Source organism: Paraburkholderia sp. FW306-02-B (assembly GCF_058782725.1).
Genome location: NZ_JBYSXZ010000002.1, coordinates 338288 through 354850 on the forward strand (window position 1 = coordinate 338288; position 16563 = coordinate 354850).

14 protein-coding genes are annotated in these 16563 nt (G+C 61.0%); 4 read left to right on the forward strand and 10 right to left on the reverse strand.

The genetic code is table 11. The features are described 5' to 3' along the window. Positions 1–6 precede the first annotated feature (6 nt). The 10 genes from AC3WOG_RS22465 to AC3WOG_RS22510 form a co-directional block, all read right to left on the reverse strand. Positions 7–1629 (reverse strand): GMC family oxidoreductase, encoded by a 1623-nt coding sequence (locus AC3WOG_RS22465; protein ID WP_492580145.1) that lies wholly within the window; start codon positions 1627–1629, stop codon positions 7–9. Between the two features lie 11 nt (positions 1630–1640). Beyond that, positions 1641–2420 (reverse strand): 3-ketoacyl-ACP reductase, encoded by a 780-nt coding sequence (locus AC3WOG_RS22470; protein ID WP_492580146.1) that lies wholly within the window; start codon positions 2418–2420, stop codon positions 1641–1643. Between the two features lie 48 nt (positions 2421–2468). After that, positions 2469–3575: an ABC transporter ATP-binding protein gene (locus AC3WOG_RS22475; protein ID WP_492580147.1), complete on the reverse strand. Its 1107-nt coding sequence runs from the start codon at positions 3573–3575 to the stop codon at positions 2469–2471. A 3-nt stretch (positions 3576–3578) separates the two neighbouring features. After that, entirely contained in the window at positions 3579–4442 is an 864-nt protein-coding gene (locus AC3WOG_RS22480) for a carbohydrate ABC transporter permease (RefSeq protein ID WP_492582407.1), read from the reverse strand. A gap of 72 nt (positions 4443–4514) precedes the next feature. Next, positions 4515–5483 (reverse strand): carbohydrate ABC transporter permease, encoded by a 969-nt coding sequence (locus tag AC3WOG_RS22485; protein ID WP_492580148.1) that lies wholly within the window; start codon positions 5481–5483, stop codon positions 4515–4517. 76 nt (positions 5484–5559) lie between these two features. After that, entirely contained in the window at positions 5560–6816 is a 1257-nt protein-coding gene (locus AC3WOG_RS22490; RefSeq protein ID WP_492582408.1) for an ABC transporter substrate-binding protein, read from the reverse strand. Between the two features lie 91 nt (positions 6817–6907). Continuing rightward, positions 6908–8458, reverse strand: coding sequence for an aldehyde dehydrogenase family protein (locus AC3WOG_RS22495; RefSeq protein ID WP_492580149.1), 1551 nt, complete (start codon positions 8456–8458; stop codon positions 6908–6910). 1 nt (position 8459) lies between these two features. Then, positions 8460–9242 carry an enoyl-CoA hydratase/isomerase family protein gene (locus AC3WOG_RS22500; protein ID WP_492580150.1) on the reverse strand — a complete coding sequence of 261 codons (783 nt, stop codon included), beginning with the start codon at positions 9240–9242 and terminating at the stop codon, positions 8460–8462. Further along, complete coding sequence (locus tag AC3WOG_RS22505) at positions 9235–10827, reverse strand: acyl CoA:acetate/3-ketoacid CoA transferase (protein ID WP_492580151.1); 1593 nt, start codon at positions 10825–10827, stop codon at positions 9235–9237. The genes AC3WOG_RS22500 and AC3WOG_RS22505 overlap by 8 nt, the downstream gene beginning before the upstream one ends. 21 nt (positions 10828–10848) lie before the next feature. Continuing rightward, positions 10849–11865 (reverse strand): Gfo/Idh/MocA family protein, encoded by a 1017-nt coding sequence (locus tag AC3WOG_RS22510; RefSeq protein WP_492580152.1) that lies wholly within the window; start codon positions 11863–11865, stop codon positions 10849–10851. A 117-nt stretch (positions 11866–11982) separates the two neighbouring features. Here AC3WOG_RS22510 and AC3WOG_RS22515 point away from each other — a divergent pair, with 117 nt between their 5' ends. From AC3WOG_RS22515 to AC3WOG_RS22530, 4 genes are all read left to right on the forward strand, one after another. Continuing rightward, positions 11983–13065 carry a LacI family DNA-binding transcriptional regulator gene (locus tag AC3WOG_RS22515; RefSeq protein ID WP_492580153.1) on the forward strand — a complete coding sequence of 361 codons (1083 nt, stop codon included), beginning with the start codon at positions 11983–11985 and terminating at the stop codon, positions 13063–13065. A 306-nt stretch (positions 13066–13371) separates the two neighbouring features. After that, the gene (locus tag AC3WOG_RS22520; protein WP_492580154.1) at positions 13372–13872 is read left to right on the forward strand and encodes a lysozyme inhibitor LprI family protein; all 501 of its coding nucleotides are present in this window, start codon (positions 13372–13374) and stop codon (positions 13870–13872) included. A 326-nt stretch (positions 13873–14198) separates the two neighbouring features. Then, positions 14199–14378 (forward strand): hypothetical protein, encoded by a 180-nt coding sequence (locus AC3WOG_RS22525; protein ID WP_492580155.1) that lies wholly within the window; start codon positions 14199–14201, stop codon positions 14376–14378. A gap of 27 nt (positions 14379–14405) precedes the next feature. Continuing rightward, on the forward strand, positions 14406–16520 hold the full coding sequence (locus AC3WOG_RS22530) for a phosphocholine-specific phospholipase C (RefSeq protein WP_492580156.1): 2115 nt from the start codon (positions 14406–14408) through the stop codon (positions 16518–16520). Positions 16521–16563 lie beyond the last annotated feature (43 nt).

A 16563-nucleotide genomic window follows, 5' to 3' on the forward strand; every position in this document is an offset into this window, starting at 1 on the left:
CCTCTCTCAATGTCTGGATTGAATGATCATGTCGGCCGCTTTCTCTGCGACCATGATTGTCGGTGCGTTGGTGTTGCACGAAGGTACGAACGGCATGACTGACGCGTCGACCACACGCAAGCCGTCGAGGCCGATCAGACGTAGATCGGGCGTCACGACGCTATCCGGATTGCTCATGGGGCCCATGCGGCAAGTACCGACCGGATGATGGTCGGTTTTAGCGTTTGCGCAGGCGTATTCGAATAACTCCTGGTCCGTGTTCGCACGCGGCCCAGGCAGCACTTCACTTTGCACATACCGCTTCATGGCGGGCGCGCTCATGATGTCGCGCGCAAGCCGAAGGCCCTTGATCGCCATGTCGCGATCGTAAGGATCGGACCAGTAGTTGGGGTCGAGCAGGGGAGCCGCGGCCGGATCGGAATTCGACAGGCGCACGGTGCCTCGAGAGCGTGGGCGAAGGTACGCAGTATTCAACGTCACCCCTGCGTTTTTCAGTTTCGCCATGCCTGCTTCGATACCCGATCCCAAACCGAGGTGAAACTGGATGTCGGGCGAGCGGGCACGCGACGCAGCATCGCGGTCCGCATACCAGAAGCCCCCCGTTTCGAAGAGACTCGAGGCGACAGGCCCTTTCTTCAGCACCAGGTACTGCAATGCCGCCCATGCTGCGTTGTGCAGCTTGTTGTACTTGTCGTAAGTGTGATCACCCGTACACTCCGCGATGACAAAGAGATCCAGGTGATCCTGCAGATTCCCGCCGATACCACCGAGGTTATGAATGGCTTTGACACCGACCGATTCCAGGTGATCAGCCGGACCGATGCCGGACTGCATCAACAGTTTCGGCGAGCCGATTGCGCCCGACGAGACAATGACCTCCCGCTCGGCACGCACTACCTGCGGATCGCGACTATCACCTACGACGAGTTCGACGCCAACTGCGCGATTCGCCTCGACAAGAACGCGCAGCGATCTCGCCTGCATCCAGACAGTCAGGTTTGGCCGGTCGAGCACAGGCTTGATAAAGCCGGTCGCCGTGGAGGACCGCCGGGCATCGAGCTGGGTGAGCTGGTAGTACCCGAGTCCCTCCTGGCTCGCTCCATTGAAATCGGGGTTAAAAGGAATCCCCAGTTCCTGTCCGGCCTGAAAGAACGCTTCGCAGATCGGCAACGGGCTGATCGGATTCGACACCCCGAGCGGGCCGCCATAGCCGTGATATTCGTTGGCAAAGCGCTGATTGTTCTCCGAGCGCTTGAAGTAGGGCAGAACGTCGCGATAAGACCAACCGGTGGCGCCGGCCTTGCTCTCCCATTCGTCGTAGTCGGCAGCCACGCCGCGCGTATAAAGTTGGGCATTGATGGACGAGCCGCCTCCGATCACCTTGGCCTGGGTGAAGCGCAGGACGCGATTATTCAGATGCTTTTGCGGCACGGTGTACCACCCCCATGAGCCGATGCCCCTGGTCATCTTTGCGAAGCCCGCCGGCATCGCAAAGAAGGGATGGCGGTCCGAGCCGCCCGCTTCGAGCAGCAGGACTTTCACCGAGGGGTCGGCGCTCAGGCGATTGGCAAGTACGCAGCCCGCCGAGCCGCCGCCCACAATCACGTAGTCGTATGTTGTCGTTTTCATGTCAGTCGGCTTCAAAAAGCGGGGATGGACAGGCCACCGTCCACATTCAGTACACTCCCCGTGGCGAACGGGAGGGAGCCTTCGGCCAGCGTCGCGACCGCCTGGCCGACCTCGTCGCTTTCACCCCAGCGTCCGGCGGGGACGAGGCCCTGTTCGAAACGTGCCTCGTACTTTTGCGCGACGCCCGCCGTCATCGGTGTTCTGATGATCCCGGGACGGACCTCGAAGACGGAGATATTCGCGCGGGCCAGGCGTAGCGCGAAAAGCCGGGTCATCATGGGTAAGGCCGATTTCGACAGGCAGTACTCCGCGCGTTCGGGGGAGGCCATTTCGGCGGAAACCGACGAGACCGTGATGATCGAGCGGGCAAGGTCGGACGGTGTGGCTGTCATGTGACGGGCCACTGCCTGCGACATAAAAAACGTTCCGCGCAGATTGATGCCGACCACCATATCGAATGCCTCGGCCGAGACGTCGAGCAGATCTCCGCGGCTTGGTGAACCCACGCCGGCATTGTTCACCAGGCACTCGATGCTGCCTTTGAAACGGGTGGCCTCATCGACAACCTTCGCATGCGAACCAAGATCACTCAGGTTGCTCTGCACAAACAGTGCATCCTGACCTTCCTGCCGGATCAGTGCGCAGGTGTGCTCTGCCTCTTCATCCTGCACGACATCCGTCAGCACGACGTCGAACTCGCGGCGCGCGAGCGCGACGCAGATCGACCGACCGATGCCTCGCCGGCCGCCGGTTACCAGTGCGGTCGGGTACTTTCTCTCTGACTTGCTCATGGCTACACCATCTATCTATGCTCGAAGCGCCGCAGCGCCATGCATGGCTCAATGAATCCGGGCTTCCGTTTCTGCGTCGAAGAGGACGAGTTTCGACAGGTCCACCCGTAGATCGCAGCGCTCCCCGGACTGGTGAGGCATATCGGCGCCCAAGCGCGCCGATACTTCCATGCCGCCAAACTCCAGAACGGCCAACGTGTCAGGACCGGTCGGCTCGAGCACGTTGATCTTCACGGGCACCGTACGGATGGAGGACGTGGCGCGTTCGTTCTCGACGCCGATCGCTTCGGGACGCAGGCCGGCGATCACGTCCCTGCCGACATACCGCTCCACGGCCGCCGGTTGGGGCGGTAATGCCAGGTCGATGGCATCCTGACCGCTGCCGATCTGCAGATTGAGCGTGCCGTTCTTCCGCTCGATACGAGCCGGGATCAGATTCATCGACGGCGATCCCATGAAGGTGGCCACGAACGTGTTCGCGGGCGTGTTGTAGACCTCAGCGGGTGTGCCGAGCTGCTGAAGGATGCCGCCCTTCATCACGGCGATCCGAGTAGCAAGCGTCATCGCCTCGATCTGGTCGTGTGTGACGTAGACGATCGTTGCACCGAGCCGCTGATGCAGCTTCTTGATCTCGGTGCGCATATCGACGCGAAGCTTGGCGTCGAGATTCGAGAGCGGTTCGTCGAACAGAAAAATCTTCGGGTGTCGCACCAGCGCGCGGCCCATTGCGACGCGCTGACGCTGGCCACCTGAAAGCTGGGCCGGGCGGCGGTCCAGCAAATGCTCGATCTGCAGGAGGCGCGCCGCATCCTGTACGGCCTTCTCGCGCTCCGGCTTCGACACCTTGCGCATCTCGAGGCCGAAGCTGATGTTCTGGCCGACCGTCATGTTGGGATAGAGCGCATAGCTCTGGAACACCATCGCGATGTCGCGTTCGCTGGGATGCAGGTCGTTGACCTTGTCGTCGCCGATGCGGATCTCGCCGCCGCTCAGCGTGTCGAGGCCCGCAATCAGGGAGAGCAGGGTGGACTTGCCGCAACCGGAGGGGCCGACCAGAACGAGAAAGTCCCCGTCTTCGACATCGATATTGATTTCACGAAGGATTTCAGTTGAGCCGTAGGCCTTGCGGACATTTGATACGTGCAGAGAAGACATGTTTTACCCCTTGACCGAACCGGCCATCAAACCGCGAACGAAGTAACGACCGCCGATCACATAGACCAGAAGCGTCGGCAAGGCAGCGATCATTGCCGTTGCCATCTGGACGTTGTATTCCTTCACACCGGTGGACGTATTGACGATGTTGTTGAGCGCGACCGTGATCGGCGCCGTGCTGCCGGTCGTGAAAGAGGCGCCGAACAGGAAGTCATTCCAGATATTCGTGAACTGCCAGATCACCGTGACGGTGATGATCGGCACCGAGTTCGGAAGCAGAATCCGGAAGAAAATCCGGAAGAAGCGGGCGCCGTCGATCATCGCTGCCTTGACGAGTTCGTCCGGAAACGCGATGTAGTAGTTGCGAAAGTACAGCGTCGTAAAGCAGAGGCCATACACGACGTGAACGAACACGAGGCCGGGAATCGACTGTGCAAGCCCGACCTTCCCGAGGAACGACGCCATCGGGATGAGGACGATCTGAAACGGAATGAAGCAACCGAACAGGACGAGCGCGAACAGCACGTTGTCGCCCTTGAAACGCCACTTGGTCAGCACGTAGCCGTTCAGTGCGCCGATCAATGTGGAGAGCGCCACGGCTGAAAACACCATCCGGAACGAGTTCCAGAAGAAGCCTTTCACCCCTGAGCAATCGAGGCCCACGCACGCCGTGCCCCATGCTTTTTCCCACGCGGCCAGGGTCCATTCGTGAGGCAGCGCGAGGATATTGCCCGCGTAGACTTCCGGCAGCGGCTTGAACGAAGTCAAAAGCATGACAAGCAGCGGTACGAGGTACACCACGGCTGTTATAGCCAGCATCGAGTAGATCACGATGCGCGAGATGTAGTTATGCTTGCCCACCACCATCTGTGGTGAGTCCCATGATTTGGCAGCCATCATTGTCTCCTTGAGGCTTGATGATTCGGCTTGGTGATTCGCTTAGTGCCCACCCGCGGTACGGCGGGGGCGCATTTCGGAGTAGAGATACGGCACCATGATGGCCGCGACGGTGCACAACATCATCACGGCGCTGGCAGCCCCCATGCCGAGCTCGTTTCGCGTGAAGGTGAACGAGTACATGAAGGTCGACGGCAGTTCGGTGGCGTAGCCCGGTCCTGCTCCGGTTAGCGCGATCACCAGCTCGTAGCTCTTGACGGCAAGGTGCACGAGAATGACGAGCGCGGAAATGAACACGGGACGCAACTGCGGGATGATGATGCGGCGGTAGATCGCCGGCATACGCGCGCCGTCGATCGACGCTGCCTTGATCATCTCCTGATCGATTCCGCGGAGGCCTGCAAGAAACATCGCCATCACAAAGCCGGAGGCCTGCCACACCGCGGCGATCACCACCGTGTAAATGGCCATGTCGTCAGTGATGATCCAGTCGAACTGGAAGCTGGACCATCCCCAGTCATGGAAGAGCTTGGTGAGTCCGAGCCCCGGATTGAGAATCCACTTCCACGCTGTACCGGTGACGATGAACGACAGCGCCATCGGATAGAGAAAGATGGCGCGCAGACCACCTTCGGCGCGGATTCTCTGGTCTAGAAGGATGGCCAGCGTGAGACCGATCACGAGACAAAGCACCACATACAGCGATGCGTAGATACCCAGATTCGTCACGGCCACGTGCCAGCGCGGATGCTCCCAGACGCGGCCATACTGCAGAAAACCCGCCCATTTGAAGTTGGCGAACGCGCGAGAGCGGGTGAACGAGAGAATCGTCGTCCATGCGATAAAGCCGTAGACAAAAACGAGCGTGACGATCAGCGTCGGACTGAGAACGAGCTTCGGAAGAATGGCTTCGAACTGGTTGCGAAAGGAGCGCTTTTTAGCAACCGGTCCGGCGGGCGGGTTCAAAGGGCCAGCCGCGTCAACGGAATGGGCGCGATTGTGTAAGAGCATGGCATCACCTGCACATCAAGTACAACGAATACACGGGCGGGATACCTGGCGACATCCCGCGTCACCGGCTAGTCGATCACTTCGAGTTCTGTACGGCCGTCACAAGCGCTTTCACTGCGTCGGCAGACGACTGATTCGAGTTGAAGAAGTGGGTCACCACGTCGTACATGGCGGTCTTCGACGATTCCGGCATTGCCTGGCCGTGAGCGAAGCTGCCGACCATCGTGCCGTTCTTCAACGCGGTGCGCATGTCGTTCATCGATTTCACACCGCATTCGTCGAAGCCGTCGGAGGGAACATCGAGGCGTGCCGGGATCGCACCCTTCACCTGGTTGAATCTGGCCTGCACACCCTTGTCCATGACGGCTTCCGCGAAAGCATATTCACCCGGCTGGCGGTCGGCGCCAGCCTTGAACGTGGCGAACTGGTCGGTCACGAAGATGAAGTCGCCTTGAGTTCCCGGATAGCGCATGCACAGATAGTCGACACCGGGCTTCTTGCCTGCATTCGTGAATTCGCCCTTGGCCCAGTCGCCCATGATCTGCATGGCAGCCTTGCCCGTGATGACCATCGAGGTCGCGAGGTTCCAGTCGCGACCGGAGAAGTTAGGGTCGACCATGCCGCGCAGCTTGCGCATCTGGTCGAAGGCCTTTTCCATCGTCTTCGAGCCAATCGCCTTGGTGTCGAGATTGACCATCGCGTCCGTGTAGAACTTCGGTCCGCCGGCCGACATCACAGCACTGTCGAAGATCGTCGCTTCCTGCCATGCCTGCCCGCCATGGGCGAGCGGAACGTACCCCGCCTTGCGGATCTTGTCGGCGTCGGCCACCAGTTCGTCGAAGGTCTGCGGGGGCGTCAGCTTGAGCTCATCGAAAATCTTTTTGTTCGCCCAGATCCAGTTGGTGCTGTGCACGTCGATCGGCACGGCGTACCAGTGACCATCCGCTTTCGAAAAGCGTTGGATCGGAGCAGGCACGAGCTTGTCCCAACCGCCTTTGGTCGCCACGCCATCGAGCGGGTTGAGCAGGCTCTGTTCCGCGTAATCCTGAACACTGAAGCCGAGCATCTGCATGGCATCCGGTGGGTTATTCGACGCAATGCGTGCGCGCAGCACGGTTCGCGCAGCCTCACCGCCGCCGCCGGCGATCGGGCTGTCCTTCCATGCGTAGCCCTTCTGCTTCAGGTCGTCCTTGAGCACGCTCAGTGCCTTGGCTTCGCCGCCGGAAGTCCACCAGTGCATCGCCTCCACCTGCTTGGTATCGGCCGCAACGGCAGACATGCAGTGGCAGGCAAGCAGTCCGGCGGCGATCGCAACAATGCGCTTCTTGAACATCTTCGTCTCCATGATTACGCTCCCTTGATGGGGTCTCTTCTCGATTACACGGCGACATAGCGCCGTGGCCAGGTGATGGTGGTGATGAGGGTTAAGCCGCCGGGCGCGGTAACCACCAGTTCTTCCGCTCTCCGATGTGAAGCTGGATCGTTTTGGTCTCGGTGTAGTCTTCAACCGCCTGCTTGCCGAGTTCACGTCCCACGCCGCTCGACTTGAAGCCGCCGAATGGCAACTCCGGATAACCGTCGAGGAATGTGTTCACCCAGACCGTCCCGGCATCGACGCCGCGCGCAACGGTCAGGCACGTGTCGATGTCGCTGCTCCACACGGCAGCGGAAAGGCCGTAGGCGGTGTCGTTGGCGACGTCGATCGCCTGCTGGGTATCGGAGAACGGAATGATCACGAGGACCGGACCGAAGATCTCGTCGCGCGCGATACCCATGTCGGGCGTGACGTCGCTGATGATCGTGGGCTCGAGATAGAGGCCTTTCGCGTCGTAGCGTTTGCCGCCGAGGCGTAGCTTCGCGCCGGCGTTGACCCCCTTGCTGATATTGCCGAGGATTTCGCTCAACTGGTTTTCGCTGACGATCGCGCCGACCTTGCAATCCGGATGCAGCGGATCGCCGACCGGAACCTGTCTGGCCCGTTCAACCACTGCCTGCGCGAAGCGCTCCGCAATGGATTCATGGACGAGCACGCGGCTGCCGCTGTTGCAACATTCGCCCGCATTGAAATACACGCCGAACACGACTGCGTCGACCATCGCCTCCCAGTCGCAATCGGGGAACACGATCTGCGGGTTCTTGCCGCCGAGTTCCAGCGCGATTTTCTTCAGGTTCTTCGAGGCGAGTCCGCCGAGCATGCTGCCGACCCGCGTCGAACCGGTGAACGACAGCATGTCGATGGCCGGGTGTTCCGCGAGCGGTTGACCGACCGTCGGGCCTTTGCCGGTTACCACATTGACGACGCCTGGAGGCACACCGGCTTCTTCGAGCACTTCCATGAGCATCACGGTGGTGCTCGACGTCAGCTCGCTCGGTTTAACGATGCATGTGCAGCCGGCTGCGAGCGCGAAGGGCAGCTTCTGCGAAAGAATCCATAGTGGGAAATTCCACGGCGTGATCAGGCCGACTACACCGATCGGCTGGCGCAGCACGATGCCGAGCATGTCTTCGCCAAGCGTGTCGTAGGCGTCGCCGCTGGTCGTACGCGCGAGACTGGCCGCGTATTGCCATAGGTCGATACAACCGGACACTTCGCCGCGAGCCTGCGAGAGCGGTTTGCCCGTTTCGAGCGATTCGAGGAGCGACATCTTTTCGACGCGGGCCTTGATCCCGTCGGCGACCGCGAGAAGAATCCGCGCACGCTCGACGCCCTTGAGCTTCGGCCACGGTCCCTTCCGGAATGCGAGATCAGCGGCTTTGATCGCTGCTTCAACGTCGGTGGAAGTTGCTTCCGGAAACGTGCTCACGACGTGCCCATGCGCCGGACTGCGACGCTCGAAGCGCGCACCGTCCTGCGATTCGGTCCACGTGCCATCGATGTACATCCTGCCGTGATAGGCATCCTGCGTTGGCGCGTTAGCTCCGGTCAGCAGCGCGGAAGCGGCGGGCACTGTGGAATTTGCAGATTCGTTCGTCATGTCATTGACCCTCGTATTGCGCCTTGCGGCGTTCGCGGAAGCTGGCCATACCTTCGCGGGCGTCATGTGTCGTTGCGGACAATGCGCCGGCCATCGCTTCCAGGGTTGCGCCGGCTCCGTGTCCAGAGGCGGCGTTGATCAGCTGTTTGGTCAGTTGCACGGACACAGGCGCCAGCGTCGCAATCTTTTCGGCGACGGCGATGGCCGCGGTGAGCGACTCCTTCGGCTGCGAGATCTCGTCGATGAGTCCGATTCCGTATGCGCGTTGCGCGTCGATCCTGCGAGCCGTGAGCGCGAGCGATTTCACATGGCTGGGACCAATCAGCGAAACCAGCCGTTGTGTGCCTGACCAACCAGGGCAGGTGGCAATGCTTGCCTCAGGCAGCGCGAAGGTCGCCGCCGGATCAGCCACGCGCACATCCGCCACCGCCGCCAGCTCGAGACCGCCACCGAACGCTGGGCCATTGATAGCTGTGACAACCGGCAGCCGCAGTGCAGCCCAACGATCGAAGATTCGATGGCCGCGGGTGACCCACACACGCCACATATCGAGCGGGGCAAGAGCAGCCCATTCGTTGATGTCGGCGCCGACGCAGAATGCCCGCTCTCCGGCACCTGTGAGTACGACGGCACGCAGGGTCGCATCCGCTTCGAGCGTTCCCGCAGCGGCCTCCAGCTGGTTCAGCATGGAAGGCGTGAGGGAGTTCAGCTTCTCGGGCCGATTGAGCATGACAACTGCAACCGGTCCTATCTTTTCGATCTGGATGAGTGGCTGATCAGACATGGCGGGCCTCCTTGAGCTTCAAACCAAACGGCGAGTCCGTGAAAATCGACGCGTCCATGGTTTTGAGCGCCGGCGAAACCGCAAGCTCGATGTCTGACTGATCCAGCACGTCTCTCTGCAGATCGATGCCGGGTGCGATTTCGGTCACCTCGAGTCCGTCGGAGCCGAGCCGGATCACGCAGCGTTCCGTGACATAAAGCACTTCCTGATCGCGCTGCCGGCCCATGCGGCCGCTGAACGTGACGTGGTCCACGTCAGCGATGAACTTCTTCTTTCCTTCCTTGAGGATCGTCAGGCGACCATCGCCCACTTCGAGTTTGGCGCCAGCGGTAAAGTAGCCGCTGAACACCAGCCGCTTCGCGTGTGTCGTGATGTCGATGAATCCGCCGCAGCCCGCAGTCAGATAGGGTTTGCTCGGCAGCTTCGACACGTTCACGTTGCCGAAGCGGTCGACTTGCAGGAACGACAACAACGAAACGTCGAATCCGCCGCCCTGGAAGTACACGAACTGTGACGGCGACGGCATGATCGCGTCCGCATTGCCGGAACAGCCGAACGCGAAGCCGAGCAGTGGAATGCCACCGACCGCGCCTTGCTCGATGACCCACGTCACGTCATCGCGGTATCCTTCCTCGAGCAGAATGCGAGGGACATTCGCTGAAATGCCGAAGCCGAGGTTCACCGCATCGTTCTGCGCGAGCTCTATCGCGGCACGCCGCGCGATGACCTTGTCCGCATTCCACTCCGCAAAGGCAAAGGCGCTATCTGGCAACTTCACTTCGCCGCTGATTTCCGGGTCGTATTCGATCTGGGTCGTCTGCTTCTGTTCAGGATCGACGACGACATAGTCCACAAGGTTGCAGGGAATGTGGACCGCCTGGGTATGAAGTGAGCCGGCCTTGACCACGCGTTTGACCTGTGCGATCACGATGCCGCCGTTGTTGCGGGCGGCCAGTGCCTGATCCCGTCCGCCGAGGAGCGCCCCTTCGTGTTCGAAGGAGAGGTTGCCGCGCTCATCAGCCGTGGTGGCTCGCACAATGGCTACCTGCGGAACGAAGTTCCTGTAGTGCAGCCATTCGTCCCCGTCGAACGAAACCTTCTCTACGATTGGATGTTCCGCGGCCCGTGCGTTCATTGCGCCGCCTTGCCGGGACGGATCGACAAAAGTATCGAGTCCGACCTTGGTCAACACGCCAGGACGTTTGGCGGCCACCTCGCGATGCATGTCGAACAACACGCCGCTCGGCAGGTTGTAGGCGCGAATATCGTTGTCGACGACCATGTGCCAGATGTCTGGCATGGGCAGGCTCGATGGACCACTGGGAAACGAACCGGCAACGACGGTATCGATCAACCCCTTTTTCGCAACATGATCGATGCCCTTGATGCCATACATATCGCCTGCAGCGATCGGGTGAAGCAGCGTGAGATTGCGCGGATGGCTCTGTTTGTCGAAGCGCGCGCCGATTGCGGCGAGCATTGCATCCGGGCATCCCAGCCCGCTCGACGAGCTCACGGTCACCACGTCGCCGTCGTTGATCAGACTCGCGGCCGTTGCCAGCGAAACTACCTTGCTAGAACCCACAGTGAATCTCCTCGGACTTTCTTAACGCGCAAATTGAGTAGGAACCGGCATGTGCTCGCCTGTCTCGGCGGATTTCGCGAGAGCCAGAGCGGTGATCAGGGAGCGGTACCCGTCGATGCCGCTCGCTGCGGGGTCTTCTCCCTCTGTGATCGCGCGATGAAACTGGGCTACGGCCGTGACGTACAGATCGCCATGTGCGATATCGACGAGCTCGGTGCCGCCGGCGGATCGCCACTCGATCTGGCCAATGGCGCGCTGGGTCATGACGTCCCGCGCGAACAGTGAACCTGCCGTGCCGTGAACTTCCAGGCCCGTCGGCGCGTAGGGGACAGTGAAGGCGTCGTGGATCTGTGCAAGGACGCCGTTTTTGAAACGGATGATGGCCATCACGCCGTCGGCGAGGCCGGCGGCACTCATCGTTCCTGAGGCGGTCATCGCGCTGACTTCCACGGGTTCGTCGTCGAGAAGAAAGCGCAAGGTGTCGACGTCGTGCACGGATATGTCCAGAATGACACCGCCGCCTGCGTCCTGACGCTCGATCCGCCAGCCGCGCAAATGCGGCGGCAGAGAGACCGCGTGGAACACCCGCACATAAAGTGGCGTTCCAACGGCGCCGGCGCGAATGAGTTCGCGCATCTTCCGATGCGACGCTGCGCAACGCAGATGGTGGTTGGTGCCGAGCATCACCTTGTTTGCGGCACAGGCTTCGATCATCTGTGCCGCCTCGACTTCCGAAAGGGCGAGGGGCTTTTCGCAGAGGACGTGCTTGCCGGCTTTCGCTGCGGCGAGGACTTGAGGCAGGTGTTTTTCGTTGGTGCTGCTGACGTAGACGGCATCAATGGCTGGATCGGCGAGGACAGCGTCCAGGTCCGCCGATGCCATTGGAATGCCATGCTTTTGTGCGAATTCACGGGCGCGGCCGGCATCGCCGCTGACGACGGCTTCTACCGAACCGTCCGGCTGCGACTTGATCGCGTTGACCATCCACTCGTCGGCGATGGTACTGGCGCCTATCAGCGCCCAGCGGATTTTGGACATTGTCTCCCTCCATTGGAACGTTCCAACTTGTGGTTATTGGATCGTTCCAGCAAACTGTAGTAGACTCAAATCACGCTGTCAAACACTTTTTGGAACGTTCCAATTGTGCATAGCAACATGAAATCTGGTCCGACTATTCAGGACATTGCCGCCAAGGCGGGCGTTTCCAAATCTACGGTTTCCCTGGTCTTGCAGGAGAGCCCGCGGATCAAGGCGGAAACCGCGGAAAAGGTGCGCGAGGCGGCTCACGAACTGGGCTATGTCTACAACCGGGGCGCAGCCACGCTCAGAGGACGGCGCAGCACGACAATCGGCATGGTGATCAACGACCTGACCAATCCCTTCTTTGTCGAGTTGCTGGTTGCAATCGAGCGGGTACTGGCGCAATCGGGCTATACGACGTTGATGGCACACACTGCTGAAAGCCTCGAAACGCAGACAAGGGTTCTGCGGTCGATGCGCGAGCAGAATGTCGCGGGCCTCATCATGTCGCCTGCGTTGGGTACGCCCGATCAATTGCCTGCTGAAATTCAGTCGTGGGGAATTCCCCTTGTTCTTGTGATGCGTCCTATGGGCACCGACGTCGACACGGTTGGCGTCGATAACGAATACGGCTTTGCGCTCGCGACTGAGCATCTGATCGAGCAGGGGCATACGCGAATCGCTTTCGCCGGCAACCGGAAAGGCTATGCCGTTGCCAACCAACGCCGTCAGGGCTACTTGTCCGCGATGGCGAAGCATTCGCTGGCCGTCAGCGATGACTGGATTGTCGATGTCGAGTTGACGCCGGAGGGAGGCCGCAAGGCGGTTCGTGCGATCTTCGAGATGAAGTCGAGGCCAACGGCGGTGGTCTGCTACAACGATCAGGTCGCCATCGGTGTATTGCATGAGCTCGACAGGATGGGTAAGCGCGCGGGTAAAGCGCTGGCCGTTGTGGGCTGTGACAATGTCGTGGCGGCGGAGCACACGAACCCGCCATTGACGACGCTATTCGCCGGCGCGGACAAGCTCGGCACCATCGCGAGCGAGACGCTGCTGGCCCGGCTGAGCGAAACAGCGGAGGACGAAAAGCCGACGGTGCAATACTTCGCGGTGCCCGAACTGGTGGTCAGGGAGTCGAGCGTAGGAGCCGGCGCGAGCCGTGCAAGCGCAACGTCCAGGACGGCAGGAAAGCGGGGGCCTGTCGCTGGTGAGCGATGAACTCTGCCTGCGCGTCCTTGGTGTCACTCTTCTGGCGCATATAGCTAAAACCTGTCGGCTGTGAAGCGGGTTTCATCGGCGCAAGAAGCCCTTGATCTCTGGCGTTGAAGGAGCGGCTGCCGGGTTCGCTCCGTGCGGCAATATCTTGTAATCACTTTCGAATCACGGGGCCTTCTCCCGCCATCACAAAAGGCTGTCCGCACTATCCTGTTCTCACAGGACTCGCATCCCTGAATGCATGGCGGCAGGCCGTGACGATGTCGCGCCACGCCTCAGCCTGGTTACTTCCCTGAATAGAGGCTCGGTATGTCCACTTTCAACACTGCTTTCTCCCGCACTCTCACGTACTTCGTGAAGTCGTCAGTACTGCTGTCGATTGGCACTTTGACGGCAGGCGCGCTGCTTGCCGTCGACGCATCTGCGGCAAGCTTCAAGTGCACGAGCAAGTTATCCGCGTCGGAAAAGATCGTCTGTCATGATCCGGAACTTTCGGCACTCGACGACCGTCTCGCTGCCTCCTGGCAACGTGCAAAGGACACTACGCTCGACGCCACAGCGCTCGAAGCGGCGCGCACCCAGCAATGGATCTGGCGCCAGCACAACTGCACCGATAAGGCTTGCGTGAAGAACTGGTACGACCGTCGGATCGTCGAATTGGAAGCTGACTACGAACAGGCGAAGCAGGCGCGTCGCGACGCCTTCGAAGCGTCGCTCGCCGTACAAAAACTCGCGCCTTCGGCTGCTGAAGCAGTTCGGAGCATGAAAGGCGCGTCCGTTGCGAATGCAACGACCGCAAGCACGCAGTAGTTGAATCTGAGCCTTTTGTTATAAGGAACGCACGCGCACACCCGTGCGCGTGCACGCGCCTCTCTCCGGTTTCGCGGACCCCCGAAGTCGTCACTTAGGCGCACATCCGAGGTGCATATCGAGGCAGGCCTCGACGTCGCCCGACGTCGAAAGCCCCCATGCCAGGTCAATGCTGTTGGAAGGACGTCCACGCGCTCGTCCCCCTGCTTTCCGACACGACACTCGCATGTAACAAACTGAAACTATCTTCTCGGCAACGCTTGCGCCCGAGCGCGGCGTTTGTCGACGCGCGATCGCGTCCGTCAATCATTTCCACGGAGACACTCATGCCGACTTCGGCATTCCGGCTTTTCGCGCTCATCGCCCTCTTTGCCTCGACAGCGCTGCTCGGCGCGTGCGGCGACGGCGTATCGTCCGATCCACCGGCCAAGTCGGCGTGTGGCAACGCCACTGTTGCCAATGCTCGAATGAGCTGCCCGCCGGGCTTTACCCCGCCTGCCTCCTGACGTCAGAATTCAAATTAGGTCCATCGTATGGTCGCCAAAACTCGTCGAGATTTTCTGAAGCTGTCCGCCGGACTGGCCGGGGCGACAGCCGCCACCACCCTGTTTCCTGAATCGATTCGCAAGGCGCTGGCTATCGAGCCGAGTTCGGTCAGCGGCACGATCCAGGATGTTCAGCACATCGTCGTCTTCATGCAGGAAAACCGCTCGTTCGATCACTATCTCGGTCACCTGAGCGGCGTGCGCGGCTATAACGACCGCTTTCCCGTGACACTGCCGAACGGCCAGCCGGTGTGGTTCCAGCCGCGCCAGGAGGATCCGGCGAAGGTGATCGCGCCGTTCCGGTACGACACGAGCAATCCGAACGTCAACGCACAGTGCATCGGTGGCCTGCCGCACACGTGGAGCACGACGCATGGCGCGATCGACAGTGGCCGTGCCGACAAGTGGGCGGTGCAGAAGACCAACATGACGATGGGCTATCACGTGCGCGAGGACATTCCGTTCCATTACGCGCTCGCCGATGCCTTCACGGTGTGCGACAACTACTTCTGTTCGATCCCGGGCAATACGCACCCGAACCGCATGTATCTGATGACGGGGATGGTCGATCCGCTGGGGACGGGCGGCGGCCCGCTGCTCGACAACACCGATTTCATCGACAACCAGTTCGACAGCATCAAACTGCAGCCCTTCAGCTGGACTACTTATCCGGAGCGGCTGGAACAGGCCGGCATCTCCTGGCAGATCTACCAGCAGGGTACCGGCTTCGACAATTTCAGCGGCAACTACGGCACGAACATGCTGGCCTCGTTCCAGAACTTCGTGAACGCACCGGCAGGCTCGTCACTGCAAACCCGGGGGATGAGCACGCGCACGCTCACGCAGCTGAAGGCGGACGTGCAAGCCAATGCGTTGCCGCAGGTGTCGTGGCTGTTGCCGCCCGCCGCGTATTCGGAGCATCCGAAGTTCACGCCGCTCTACGGCGCCAACTACATCTCCACGATCCTCGATGCGCTGACGTCGAATCCCGACGTCTGGAGCAAGACCGTCCTCTTCATCATGTACGACGAGAACGACGGGTTCTTCGATCACGTCGTGCCGCCGCAAGCGCCGACGCTGCCGGGCTCGGGCATGAGCACCGTGGACATCACGCTCGAACGGCATAACGTCGTGACCGCGACGCAGAGCAGCACATACACCGCCGACAACCTGCCGTACGGCCTCGGGCCGCGCGTGCCGATGACGGTCGTGTCGCCGTGGTCGAAGGGCGGTTTCGTCTGCTCGCAGGTGTTCGATCACACGTCGGTGCTGCAATTCATCGAAAAGCGTTTCGGTGTGGTGGAAACCAATATCTCGCCGTGGCGCCGCGCCATCTGCGGCGACCTCACCACGGCGCTCGATTTTTCGAAGCCGGACCCGGCGGTGCCGTCGCTGCCGAGCACCCAGACATACGTCTCTCAGGCCGATTTGCAATGCGCGCGCTCGACGGCGCAGGCCGCGCCGGCCAGCACCGCTCAACAAGTCGTGGCGGCGCAGGAGGCGGGCACGCGGCCCGCGCGGGCACTGCCGTACGAGTTGCATGTGAACGGTCAGTTGCAGGCGCAAGCGTATGCGCTGACGTTTGCCAACACCGGCACGCAAGGCGCGCATTTCTGGGTATATACGGGCGATCCGACGGCGATGCCGCGTCGCTACACCGTCGAGGCCGGCAAGCAGCTGACCGATACGTGGGCATTCGACGCGAACGGCAATTACATGGTGAACGTCTACGGCCCGAACGGCTATTTCCGGCGCTTCGCGGGTTCGTCCAGCGCCGATGCCGCCGCCAAGCCGGACGTCGTGACCTGTTACGACGTGGCCAACGGCAACGTCTATGTCACGCTGTCCAACGCGGGGACTACGGCGCTCACGGTGACCGCTGCCGACGTCGCCTACGGCCAGCCGCCGCTTACTTTGACGGTTCCGCCGGGCAAGAGCGTGGAGGCGCACTGGGACCTGTCATGCAGCAGCCAGTGGTATGACTTTCAATTGACGGTTGCCGGCAATGCGGGCTGGTTGCGGCGGATAGCGGGTCATGTGGAAACTGGCAAGGCCAGCATTACCGATCCGGCCGCGACTGCGCCGGTGACGAAAGCGATTTAAGAGCGTGGGTTGGGGATTCGGTTCATCGAAAGCCTGGTGGAAC

Coding starts and splice junctions, on each gene's coding strand:
- AC3WOG_RS22475 (WP_492580147.1), bottom strand. CDS start 3,575: ATGTCTTCTCTGCACGTATCAAATGTCCGCAAGGCCTACGGCTCAACT.
- AC3WOG_RS22525 (WP_492580155.1), top strand. CDS start 14,199: ATGCCGACTTCGGCATTCCGGCTTTTCGCGCTCATCGCCCTCTTTGCC.
- AC3WOG_RS22495 (WP_492580149.1), bottom strand. CDS start 8,458: ATGACGAACGAATCTGCAAATTCCACAGTGCCCGCCGCTTCCGCGCTG.
- AC3WOG_RS22490 (WP_492582408.1), bottom strand. CDS start 6,816: ATGTTCAAGAAGCGCATTGTTGCGATCGCCGCCGGACTGCTTGCCTGC.
- AC3WOG_RS22480 (WP_492582407.1), bottom strand. CDS start 4,442: ATGGTGGTGGGCAAGCATAACTACATCTCGCGCATCGTGATCTACTCG.
- AC3WOG_RS22520 (WP_492580154.1), top strand. CDS start 13,372: ATGTCCACTTTCAACACTGCTTTCTCCCGCACTCTCACGTACTTCGTG.
- AC3WOG_RS22485 (WP_492580148.1), bottom strand. CDS start 5,483: ATGCTCTTACACAATCGCGCCCATTCCGTTGACGCGGCTGGCCCTTTG.
- AC3WOG_RS22500 (WP_492580150.1), bottom strand. CDS start 9,242: ATGTCTGATCAGCCACTCATCCAGATCGAAAAGATAGGACCGGTTGCA.
- AC3WOG_RS22515 (WP_492580153.1), top strand. CDS start 11,983: ATGAAATCTGGTCCGACTATTCAGGACATTGCCGCCAAGGCGGGCGTT.
- AC3WOG_RS22530 (WP_492580156.1), top strand. CDS start 14,406: ATGGTCGCCAAAACTCGTCGAGATTTTCTGAAGCTGTCCGCCGGACTG.
- AC3WOG_RS22470 (WP_492580146.1), bottom strand. CDS start 2,420: ATGAGCAAGTCAGAGAGAAAGTACCCGACCGCACTGGTAACCGGCGGC.
- AC3WOG_RS22465 (WP_492580145.1), bottom strand. CDS start 1,629: ATGAAAACGACAACATACGACTACGTGATTGTGGGCGGCGGCTCGGCG.
- AC3WOG_RS22510 (WP_492580152.1), bottom strand. CDS start 11,865: ATGTCCAAAATCCGCTGGGCGCTGATAGGCGCCAGTACCATCGCCGAC.